The following is a 10,992-nucleotide window of genomic DNA, read 5'->3' as shown; positions in this document are numbered from 1 at the left end:
CTTCCGGGGTGATCTTGATCAGGCTCGCCGTGCCGCCGCGGTGCAGGTTGGAGCGAAACTCGCCCGGTTTGGCCTGGCGCATCATCGAGGCGATGACCTTGTCGCCGACCACGAAGCAGCGAATGTCCGCACCACCTGCCTCCTTGATGTACTCCTGAACCATGATGTCCTGCTTCAGGCCCATGAACGCTTCGATCACGGATTCCGCTGCTGTCGCGGTTTCACAGAGCACCACCCCGATGCCTTGAGTCCCTTCCAGTACCTTGATCACCAGCGGCGCGCCGTTGACCATCTGGATAAGGTCAGGGATGTCATCCGGGGAGTGGGCGAAGCCCGTGACCGGAAGGCCGATGCCGCGCCGCGACAGCAACTGCAGCGAGCGCAGTTTGTCGCGGGAACGGGCAATGGCGACGGATTCGTTGAGCGGGAATACGCCCATCATCTCGAACTGACGCAATACGGCGCAGCCGTAGAACGTTACGGAAGCGCCGATGCGCGGAATGACCGCGTCGAAGCCTTCCAGGGGTTTTCCTCGATAGTGGATCTGCGGCTTATGACTGGCAATGTTCATATAGGCGCGCAGCGTATCGATCACCACGACCTCGTGGCCCCGCTGGATACCAGCTTCGACCAGGCGACGAGTTGAATACAGACGCGGGTTTCGCGAAAGCACAGCGATCTTCATGCAACACCTGTGGCAGAGGAATTAGAGGCCGGGAACACCGGCTTGTCCTGAACATAAGTAATGCCCGGATTGACCACCAACTGGCCATCAATCAGGGCTTTGGAACCCAGCAGCAATCGATACCGCATGGCCTTGCGGCAGGCGAGGGTGAATTCCACCGGCCAGACGCGATCTCCCAGCGCCAGTGTCGTGCGAATCACGTAACGCACCTGCGCATGACCGTTGGAACTCTTGATCGTTTTCATCGCCACCAGTTGGGCCTCGCAGCGGCGATGACGCAGCTGCACAATCGTCCCCAGATGCGCGTTGAAACGCACCCATTTTTCGCCGTTGCGCTCGAAGGGTTCGATCTCCGTTGCATGAAGGCTTGATGTACTGGCCCCGGTGTCGATCTTCGCGCGCAAGCCAGCGACCCCCAAACTGGGCAGCGCCACCCATTCGCGAAGGCCGATGACTGTGAGATGGTCGAATGTTTTCAAAGCAATTCCGTACGTTTGCGCGTTCTGCCAGACACCAGGAACAGCCTGGGTCAATGCCTTGGATGCAGATCCGAAAAGACGAATCTGCATCGAAAAATACCGCAGTCGGCGAAAAAGTCCGCAAACCAGGCATGCAACTGGCCTGAGGCGATGACTCTAAAGCTCAACTCGGTCCAGATTGTGACAACCCCGAGAACGATAGCCTGACGAACACCAGAACGCATTCGCCTGCTTACATCGAGGGGATTCTAACCAAGGCTTGAGATTACTGCGTGCTCGGCGTTGCGTAGTACAGTTCTGACTATCACCCGATTGAGGAATTCAGATGACACAAAAGTCAGACGAAGACGACAAGGTTCGTTTGGATAAGTGGCTATGGGCAGCGCGCTTCTTCAAAACTCGTGCGTTGGCAAAGGCCGCCATCGAGAGTGGAAAGGTGCATTGCCGTGGCGAGCGTTGCAAGCCTGGCAAAGAACCGCGCATCGGAGACGAGTTTCAGATCCGTGCCGGATTCGATGAGCGTACGGTTGTCGTCAAGGCACTGTCCATCGTCCGCCGTGGCGCTCCCGAAGCGCAGTTGCTCTACAGCGAAACCCCCGAAAGCCTGGCGAAACGCGAACAGGCCGCCGAAATGCGCAAGGCCGGAAGCCTGGGTGTGACGACCGATGGCAAACCGACCAAGAAACAGCGCCGACAGCTGTTCCACTTTCATTCCGGGGATGATTGAGGGTGACTGGATCAGCCTGTAGCAGTCTGGCTTGTCGGCGGAGGCAAATCCAATGACGCCGCCGCCGGCAAGCCGGGCTACTTCAGGTGTTGATCGATCTACAGATGTGCACCCGGCTTCATGATGCTCAGGCAGCGCAGCAGCGGCAAACGCCCGAACAGATTGAAGACCGGCGCAGTCATTCTGAGCAGGAAGCCGGTCGCCGTTGCCACGAACGGCGTGTAGCAGCTCCAGCCCAAGGCCAGCAAGGCAATCATCACGCCGCCGATGTAGTCGTCCTGACCCCAATGCGCGCCAGCGACCAGACGCGGCATCATGAACAGGAAGGCCAGTGCCCAGATGATCACTCGCTGGCCGGCGGTGCGGCTGAACACGGTCATGAACATCGCCCAGATCAGCAGAACCGACGCATGATCGCCCGGGAAACTCTGGCTGGAGCGATCCTTGAGCTGCCATTTGTCTTCCAGCGTCGGGAAGATTTCACTGAGCTTGATCGCATCAGGGATGACCATCGAAGCACTGTCATGTTGCAGCGAGGTGTGGTCGATGATCTTGGAGAATACGGTCCGGATGATCAGCAGCAGGATCAGCGTGAGGACGAAGCCGATCAATGCCGCACGGGTCTGCACCGCTTTAAAGACCCAGTCGCCCTTGATCAGCAGTGTCAGCAGGATCAGCCCGACGACGGCATCGAAGGGGCGCATACTGGCGATGGTCCAGACCCACAGCCAGGCTTTGTTCTGTTCCAGTGGTCGATTCAGCAGATGGAAAAACCACTCGTCGAATTGGGTGAAAGCCGCGTGGCCTGCAGGCCAGATCCACATCAGCAGCAGCGCGAGCGCTACCAGATTACACAGCAGGAGTTTTTTGGCGTTCCACTTGGGTTGGAACAGCGCGGGATAGTCCATAAAATGCCCCCATCGGCATGACAGTGCACCCAGCGGTGCTAAACCGCGTTTTATAGGCGTTTGTCATCAATTTGTCATTACTTCAGATACCAAAATCCCATGCATGATTTCCCGGATATCGATTACACCCAACGCTTCATCTTCGACGAGAGCGACGTTCGCGGTGAGCTCGTGGCACTGGAACGCAGCTACGCCGAGGTGCTCGCCAAGCATCCCTATCCCGAGCCGGTTGCACAATTGCTGGGCGAAATGCTCGCTGCCGCAGCATTGCTTGTCGGCACCCTTAAATTCGATGGTTTGCTGGTTCTGCAGGCACGCTCCCTGGGGCCGGTTTCTCTGTTGATGGTCGAATGCTCCAGCGAGCGCGAGATTCGCGGCATCGCCCGTTACGACGAGAACCGGATCACGCCCGATGCCACGCTGCAAGAACTGATGCCGGACGGCGACCTGACCATGACCATGGATCCGCGCCAGGGCAAGCGTTACCAAGGGATCGTCGGTCTGGATGGTGTCGATCTGTCGGCCTGCCTGTCTAGTTACTTTGTGATGTCCGAGCAGTTGCCGACACGTTTCTGGATCAAGGCCGACGGCAAGCGCGCGCGTGGCCTGCTGCTCCAACCACTGCCACCGGCACGCCTGACTGACCCGGAAGAGCGCGAAGCCAGCTGGCAACATGTCAACACACTGGTCGACACGCTCACTGCCGAAGAGCTGTTGAGCCTGAACAACGAAACCGTACTGCATCGTCTTTTCCATGAGGACGCGGTGCGCATGTTCGATATTCAGCCTCTGATATTCCGTTGCAGCTGCTCGCGCGAACGTTCCGCCAACGCACTGGTCAGTCTTGGTCTGGAAGATGCACAGCAATTGGTGATCGAGCACAACGGCACCGTTGAGATCGATTGCCAATTCTGCAATCAGCGCTACCTTTTCGACGCAACCGATGTAGCTCAGCTGTTCGCAGGGGGCGGGGTCGATACCCCCTCGGATACCCGTCACTGATGTAGTTTTCATGTAGTGCCGACGCTGGGCTGAATGGTTTCCGCCCAGCGGGCCGCGTTTTTCATTATGTAGTTCTGACCGGAGGGCCCTACCTTTTTTGGGCGGTTCTGGCATAATCCGGCCCACTTTTTAGCTGTAGTAGTTTGGGTTTTTCTACTACAAAACGTTTGGAGCACTCGGCCAGCGGGCCGACGGGGAATCTCATGACGCAAGCCAATAACGCCGTTTACACCGATCTCAGTGTCGACGAACTGGTTAAAGAAGCCCTCAAACGCGAAGAAGGCGTCCTGTCCGATACTGGCGCACTCGTCGTGGAAACTGGCCATCGCACCGGTCGTTCGCCAGTAGACCGCTTCATCGTTGAAGAACCATCCACTCAGGACGCTATCGCCTGGGGCCCGATCAACCGCAAGTTCCCGGCTGACAAGTTCGATGCCCTGTGGGCGCGTGTCGAAGCCTTCAACAACGCTCAGGAACACTTCGTCTCCCACGTTCACGTAGGCGCTGCCGAAGACCACTACCTGGCCGTCAAGATGATCACCCAGACTGCCTGGCAGAACCTGTTCGGTCGTTGCCTGTTCATCAACCCGGCGCAATACAACCCGGCTGGTCGTCAAGAGTGGCAGGTACTGAACGTTGCCAACTTCGAGTGCGTCCCAGAGCGTGACGGCACCAACTCCGACGGTTGCGTCATCCTCAACTTCGCACAGAAGAAGGTGCTGATCGCGGGCATGCGTTACGCCGGCGAAATGAAAAAAGCCATGTTCTCCGTGCAGAACTTCCTGCTGCCGGCTGCCGACGTCCTGCCAATGCACTGCGCTGCCAACATCGGTGAAGAGGGCGATGTGACCCTGTTCTTCGGTCTGTCCGGCACCGGCAAGACCACCCTGTCTGCAGACGAAAGCCGTTACCTGATCGGCGACGACGAACACGGCTGGGGCGAAGGTGTTGTGTTCAACATCGAAGGCGGTTGCTATGCCAAGTGCATCGACCTCTCGGAGAAGAACGAGCCTGTCATCTGGAAAGCCATCAAGCATGGCGCCGTGCTGGAAAACGTTGTCCTCGACGCCAACGGCCACGCCGACTACGCCGATAGCAGCCTGACCCAGAACAGCCGCGCAGCTTACCCGCTGGAGCACGTTGAAAAGCGTTCCGAGAAGAACCTGGGCGGCGAGCCAAACGCTGTGATCTTCCTGACGTGCGACCTGACCGGCGTTCTGCCGCCAGTGTCGATCCTCAGTGAAGAGCAAGCGGCCTACCACTTCCTGTCGGGCTACACCGCACTGGTCGGTTCGACCGAAATGGGCTCGGGCGCCGGCATCAAGTCGACCTTCTCCACCTGCTTCGGCGCACCGTTCTTCCCGCGTCCGGCTGGCGAATACGCAGAGCTGCTGATCAAGCGCATCCGCGGCTTCGGCTCGAAGGTTTACCTGGTCAACACCGGCTGGACCGGCGGTGGCTACGGCGTCGGTAAACGCTTCAACATCCCGACCACCCGCGGCGTCATCGCAGCCATTCAGAGCGGCGCTCTGATCGGTGCAGAAACCGAGCACCTGGCAACTGTCAACTTGGATGTGCCGAAGTCGGTACCAGGCGTTGACACTGCACTGCTCAACCCACGCAACACCTGGGCTGACAAAGCAGCGTACGACGAAGCGGCAAAAGCACTGGCCGGTCTGTTCATCGAAAACTTCAAGAAGTTCGACGTGAGCGACGCGATCAAGGCTGCAGGTCCGAAGCTGTAATCTCGGTTCTGCTGAAAGAAACCGCCCTTAGGGGCGGTTTTTTTATGCCCCTGCGGTTCGGGACGTTTGCAAGCGAAAGGCCGGCGCCTGGTTCTGTTGCCGGTTTCCAGCAGGTCGTTGGCGAAGCTGGGTCCTGCGCCCTTAGTGCCGAATCAAAAGCACCTGCGCCGTCACGCGAGCGGGGGCTTGATAGAGGGCGAGATTCTCATCCCGCCTTCGTCATCACCGGAAAATCCTGCGTGATGTCGAAACTACCCTTGGCGACGACGCTCTTGGCGTTGCACAGTTTCGCGTCGAAACCCGGATGGCGTTCGCCGTGTTGGGCGGCGTAAGCGGCCGCTTCTCGGGTGCAGTCGTCAGTCGGTTGCTCTGGGGAAAGGGCAGCATTGAACTGGAATGTTCCGACCAGACGGTAGCGGTCGAGCAGTTTGTTGGTGGACTGCAGTTTTTCGATTTTGCTGAAGTCGAGTTTCACGTTGCTGTTCGAGCCGCTTTTGTCGGTGTCGAAGTATTGGTAGTACGAGCCAGTGTCATAGGAGGCGCTGTTTTCATCATGTGCGACTTCCACTCGGCCGCCCTGAAACATGATGGCCTGCTTTTCCTGGTCTGGATTGTCGAAGGAGAAGCCGAGGATCGGGCCGATGCTGACTTCGTTGCGATCACCTTCGGCCTCTTGATCCGCACTCAAGGTCAGCCAGTTCGCACCGGGTAACTTGCCGGGTAAAAAGCCTACGTTGACGGCGTCACCCTTGGCCTCGTAATGCAGGTTCAGCGCCCCGCTGACGACCACCGTCATCGACTTCGACAATCCCCGTGCATCGGTCGAGGCGCTGCCGATTTTTTCGGCCTCCTTGTCGCCGCAGCCTGAAAGGGTGGCGATCAGTGCGGTAAACAGTAGCGGAAGATAGTGAGTGCGGGCCATGACGGGCTCCTGAAGTGATCGGCGTGAAAGCCTCTGCTTGGCGGAAGGTATGACCGCGAAATCAGCCAGTGGGTCAATGGTCGCGGAATAAACAATGAAAAAACCGCCCGGTGACTGGGCGGTTTTCTGAAATCTGGAGCGCGACGAACATGTTCGATGGATTGAACAGACCTACCCTGTCGCGTTATGCCTAAAATACTTATTTAAAAGCGTTAGGGATGAAGCAAATTATCTCAGGATGACGCTGTATGCGTCATTGCCTTTGGCCAGTGTTGCGGCCAGCCCCTCAATTGGACTAATAGGCTGACCCGCCCCTTTTCTAAATTCAACTGTTTTACCGTTATGGATAATTGAACGTTCATTCCCCGAGTGTTCCGTTAGCCCTGTATAAGATCGACTGCGCATTTTCACAAAGTCGCTGTCGTGCATGACCACGCTCTGGTGAAGTTTGCTGATATCCACGGCCGAAAGATTGAGCGTCTTCGTCAGTTTTGTCCCCCACCGGGTGAGGCAGACTTCCGCATAATGCCGGACCAGCTTGCCGGGTTCGTTCAGCGCACCGGGGCCGGACGCGCCGCTTAGTGAGGCGTTGCCCACCAGCGTGGCGTGCCTTCCCGCCATGGGGAAGATATTCACTTGGGTGGAGGGGGCCGTTTTCGGAATCACGCAGGCGAATCCCTTGGAGCGTTCATCGCGCGCATAAAAAGCGACGTACTGTCTCACATTGCTGCTCAACGAAATCTTTTCAAGCTGTGTGTTCAACGGACCCGGAACAGGATCAACCGCGAAAATATTGACGGGAATCTTCCGTAGCACGGGATCGGCCAGCAATGCATTCGCCAGCATATGGCAGCTCACACCGCCCCGGCTCCAGCCCACCAAGTTGATCTGAGTCGGGATGATCCCGCCTTTGCGGTGGGTCTTGATGATTTGTTCTTGGAGTTGCTGCTGGGTGACTTTGCGGTTGCCAAAGTCATAGTGTCGCCACAACCAGGAGTCGGTCTCTTCGACCTTATGAATAGGTAAGCCCGAATTTTTCAACCGAACATATTCCGCTTCAGTGAGCTTGGTCCGGTGCCAGTCAAATTTGCCTTTCACCATATTGACTGCATGCTGCACATTTTCATGCCAGCCTTTGCCGAATGCCGTTCCTGTCCAGCCGTAGCTCTTGGGCTCGGTGAACAGTTCGTCAGCCTGCAAGTTGCCGCTGCCGGGGCCATCCACCACGATCCAGTCGGCGAATTCCCGGCTGCCCATGTTATTGGCCAGTGTGGAAATAAGTTCGCCGTTCCAGTAATTATCGTGAAGCGAATCATATTTTGTGGAACCCGTTCCACAGAAGAAAATGGTAAAAATCGTCATGTTTTCAACCTCATACGTTTGTAGAAGTCCTGAGGTTAGATTAATTAATAAACGTTTGTGCTCAGAGTGTGTTACTTGATGTTGAGCACCTTAATGCGTAGTTCTTCAGTGATTGATTAGTTTGCCTGATATGTCCGCGCCGCCTCACAATACTGCTCCTGCGCCAGCTTGCTCTTCTGATCCCTGTCTTTGGCGGCGCGCTTGGTCCAGTCGCTGCACATGTCTTTGAAATAGGGTTCGGCGGCGCGGCGGCATTCGCGGTGCTCGACGCTGTCGCTCAGGAAGTTCATGCACACGCTGCTGTTTTCGATGTGGTTGTTGTAGATGCGGTAGCGTGCCTGGTAGCGGTTACGGCCGTCGATTTCCCGGATGAATACCCCAGCGACTTCGTAGTGACGTCCGCTATCGGCTTTGGGCTTGGCTGCTGTGGATTTGTACTGCGCCATGTAGCGCTCGGAGACCATACCTTGAGGGCGTGGGGTGTTGTAGTCAGTAGGCTGGGCTTCGCCGAAACGGCAGTTGACCACGTCGCGGTCGATGACATTGCCGTTCTTCAGGCAATCGTCCAGTGGCTTCGTCTCCACGGGCTGAGACGTATCCGGTCTGGGCGCGACGTAGACGACCTGTTCCGTGGTGCGGATGTCCGCTGCTTGTGCAACAGGGGTAGGGGCTTCGATGATTTCTGCGGTTGATGTCGGTGGTACTACAGCCGGGACGGACTTGGGTGTTGAGAACAGCTGCACAAGCAGGTAGGCAACGGCGGCAATCAATGCCAGACAAATGACAATGCTGCCGACTGACCAACTACTTCTGGTCGGCGAGATTTTTTGCCTGCCAGGATGAGAACCCAGTACGACGTCGAACTGATCCGGCGCCAGACGTTGCATGATAAGCCCGTCGTCCTCGGGCAGTTTAACGGGTTGCATGGCCTCTCCTTGGCATGTCGCAGGCATCGAGCGGTTCTGGCCTGCGTGTTTGAGCGTGTTCATAACCTGGCGCAGAGGTTAATCGTGGCGATGTTGATTTGCTAGTACGACGTATCGGTGCTGTAACCGGGATGTATGCTGACCGGCATTTCTGTAACGGTTTAGGTGTATTACGCCTAAACCTGCCGCGTTAAGGTTCAACCCCTTGCGACGGTCCATGGAGTGGCAGCTATGTATCAAACCCTTGAGCAGGTTTTCGGTTATCGGCAGTTTCGCCCCGGACAAGAGACCGCCATCGGTGCGGTCCTGGCGGGGCGCTCGGCGGCCGCTATCTTTCCGACGGGTTCGGGGAAGTCGCTGTGCTATCAACTGCCGGCGCTATTGCTCCCCCACCTCACCTTGGTGGTTTCACCACTGCTGGCGTTGATTCAGGATCAACTGGCGTTTCTCCAGAGGCACGGTATCGCTGCCGCCAGTATTGATTCGGCGCAGAGTCGGGACGACGTGGCCGATGTCATGGCCCGAGCGCGCTCCGGTGACTTGAAGATTCTGATGATTTCGGTCGAACGCCTTAAAAATGAGCGCTTTCGGCATTTCATCGCGCAGGTGCCAATTTCGTTGTTGGTGATCGACGAGGCGCACTGCATTTCCGAATGGGGGCATAACTTCCGGCCGGACTATCTCAAGCTGCCGGACTACCAACGCGAGTTCAATATCCCACAGACGTTATTGCTGACGGCCACCGCTACGCCGAAGGTCATCGCCGACATGCAGACGAAGTTCGCCATCGCACCGGACGATGTCGTGACGACCGGTTTCTACCGGCCCAATCTCAACTTGCTGGTGGAGCCCACGCCCGGTCATGAGAAACGCCGTCGTCTGGTGCAATGGCTCGGCGAGCGCGCCGCACAGCCAAGCATCGTCTACGTCACCCTGCAAAAGACCGCCGAGTTCGTCGCGGCGCATCTGGCACAAAACGGTATCCCGGCTCAGGCTTATCATGCCGGTCTGGTTCACGATAAGCGCGAGTCCATCCAGCGTCAGTTCATGGATGGCCGACTGAACTGCATCGTCGCCACCATCGCGTTTGGCATGGGGATCGACAAGAGCGACATTCGCAACGTGGTGCATTTCGATCTGCCCAAATCCATCGAGAACTACAGCCAGGAAATCGGCCGGGCCGGTCGCGATGGTGCTGAGTCGCAGTGCCTGGTGCTGGCCAATCGCGACAGCCTCAACGTACTTGAGAACTTTGTTTACGGCGATACACCGGAGCGCGAGGGCATTCGACAGGTACTGGAAGACTTGCTCAGCGCTCGCAAGGACGGTCAGTGGGAGTTTCTGTTGCTGCCGCTTTCGGAGATGAGCAACATTCGCCAGTTGCCGCTCAAGACGCTTCTGGTCCAGCTCGAGCTGCGAGGGATCATTGCCCCGCGATACTCGTATTTCGCTGAATACCGTTTCAAGTACCTGATTGAGCCACACGACCTTGTGCAGCGCTTTCAAGGCGAGCGTCAGCAGTTCGTGCAGGCGCTGGTCGAGACGTCCAGTCGTGCGCGGACGTGGGCAACGGTCAACTTCGACGCGATGTACCAGCAATATCAGGCCGAGCGTTCACGGGTCGTCACCGCGTTGGACTTCTTTCAGGAGAAGGGCTGGATCGAACTAGAAAGCAAGCAGATGACCGAGGTCTACAGTTTGCTGGTAACGGATTTCGATCCTGAAGCGCTGAGCGAGGAGCTGCACGACTATTTCGTGCTTCACGAGACGACCGAAGTGGCGCGCATTCACGCGATGCTCGATCTGTTCGCCAGCGAGCAATGTTTGAGTCATCGTCTGGCGCAGTATTTCGGGGACACTCAGGCGCCCAGGCAATGTGGGCATTGTTCGGTGTGCGCCGGGCACGTTGCTCGCTTGCCGCAACCCCCTGAGTTGGCGCCGCTTGAGCAACGCCGTATCGATGATGTGTGCGGTGAGTTCGTCGACAAGCATCTGGCGTCGCGAGGCCACGAGCCAAGCGTGGAATGCCTGACCCGGTTTCTGTGCGGAATCAGCGTACCGTTGTTCACCAGACTTAAAGCCAGAAACATCGCCGGGTTTGCGGTGCTGGAAGACTATCCGTATGCCGAGGTACGTGATTGGGTCCAACAGCACATCTAGAGTTTTCATCTGTAGCAGCGCGGCTTGCCGATGGTAGCAATTTCAACGCCGCTACCGCCGGCCAAGCGTGCAGCAG

General features: G+C 57.3%; 10 protein-coding genes. 4 read left to right on the top strand and 6 right to left on the bottom strand.

The annotated features are described in order from the left end of the window. Positions 1 to 685: 30S ribosomal protein S6--L-glutamate ligase (gene rimK / locus D3M70_RS23695; RefSeq protein ID WP_375233033.1), on the bottom strand; the 685-nt coding region annotated here is incomplete at its 3' end. After that, positions 682 to 1,137, bottom strand: coding sequence for an ATP-dependent zinc protease (locus D3M70_RS23690; protein ID WP_177418475.1), 456 nt, complete (start codon positions 1,135 to 1,137; stop codon positions 682 to 684). The genes rimK and D3M70_RS23690, both read right to left, overlap by 4 nt. Before the next feature lie 352 nt (positions 1,138 to 1,489). On the opposite strand from D3M70_RS23690, the gene D3M70_RS23685 reads away from it, so the two are divergent. Further along, positions 1,490 to 1,891: an RNA-binding S4 domain-containing protein gene (locus D3M70_RS23685; protein ID WP_120128036.1), complete on the top strand. Its 402-nt coding sequence runs from the start codon at positions 1,490 to 1,492 to the stop codon at positions 1,889 to 1,891. A gap of 98 nt (positions 1,892 to 1,989) precedes the next feature. Here the strand turns inward: D3M70_RS23685 and D3M70_RS23680 are convergent, their stop codons facing one another. Next, positions 1,990 to 2,799 (bottom strand): phosphatase PAP2 family protein, encoded by an 810-nt coding sequence (locus D3M70_RS23680; RefSeq protein ID WP_120128035.1) that lies wholly within the window; start codon positions 2,797 to 2,799, stop codon positions 1,990 to 1,992. Between the two features lie 99 nt (positions 2,800 to 2,898). Here D3M70_RS23680 and hslO point away from each other — a divergent pair, with 99 nt between their 5' ends. Both hslO and D3M70_RS23670 read left to right on the top strand, forming a co-directional pair. Further along, on the top strand, positions 2,899 to 3,801 hold the full coding sequence (gene hslO / locus D3M70_RS23675; RefSeq protein WP_120128034.1) for an Hsp33 family molecular chaperone HslO: 903 nt from the start codon (positions 2,899 to 2,901) through the stop codon (positions 3,799 to 3,801). A 203-nt stretch (positions 3,802 to 4,004) separates the two neighbouring features. Beyond that, the gene (locus tag D3M70_RS23670; protein ID WP_120128033.1) at positions 4,005 to 5,546 is read left to right on the top strand and encodes a phosphoenolpyruvate carboxykinase; all 1,542 of its coding nucleotides are present in this window, start codon (positions 4,005 to 4,007) and stop codon (positions 5,544 to 5,546) included. 205 nt (positions 5,547 to 5,751) lie between these two features. Here the strand turns inward: D3M70_RS23670 and D3M70_RS23665 are convergent, their stop codons facing one another. From D3M70_RS23665 to D3M70_RS23655, 3 genes are all read right to left on the bottom strand, one after another. Beyond that, positions 5,752 to 6,468, bottom strand: coding sequence for a hypothetical protein (locus D3M70_RS23665; RefSeq protein ID WP_120128032.1), 717 nt, complete (start codon positions 6,466 to 6,468; stop codon positions 5,752 to 5,754). 228 nt (positions 6,469 to 6,696) lie between these two features. Further along, positions 6,697 to 7,830 carry a hypothetical protein gene (locus D3M70_RS23660; RefSeq protein WP_120128031.1) on the bottom strand — a complete coding sequence of 378 codons (1,134 nt, stop codon included), beginning with the start codon at positions 7,828 to 7,830 and terminating at the stop codon, positions 6,697 to 6,699. 116 nt (positions 7,831 to 7,946) lie between these two features. Further along, the gene (locus tag D3M70_RS23655; protein WP_120128030.1) at positions 7,947 to 8,756 is read right to left on the bottom strand and encodes a hypothetical protein; all 810 of its coding nucleotides are present in this window, start codon (positions 8,754 to 8,756) and stop codon (positions 7,947 to 7,949) included. Positions 8,757 to 8,987: 231 nt separating this feature from the next. Here D3M70_RS23655 and D3M70_RS23650 point away from each other — a divergent pair, with 231 nt between their 5' ends. Continuing rightward, on the top strand, positions 8,988 to 10,916 hold the full coding sequence (locus D3M70_RS23650; protein WP_120128029.1) for an ATP-dependent DNA helicase RecQ: 1,929 nt from the start codon (positions 8,988 to 8,990) through the stop codon (positions 10,914 to 10,916). Positions 10,917 to 10,992: the final 76 nt, after the last annotated feature.

It is taken from the genome of Pseudomonas sp. LS-2, assembly GCF_003605735.1.
Lineage (GTDB): Bacteria > Pseudomonadota > Gammaproteobacteria > Pseudomonadales > Pseudomonadaceae > Aquipseudomonas.
This window is presented reverse-complemented; position numbering and strand designations above follow the sequence as displayed.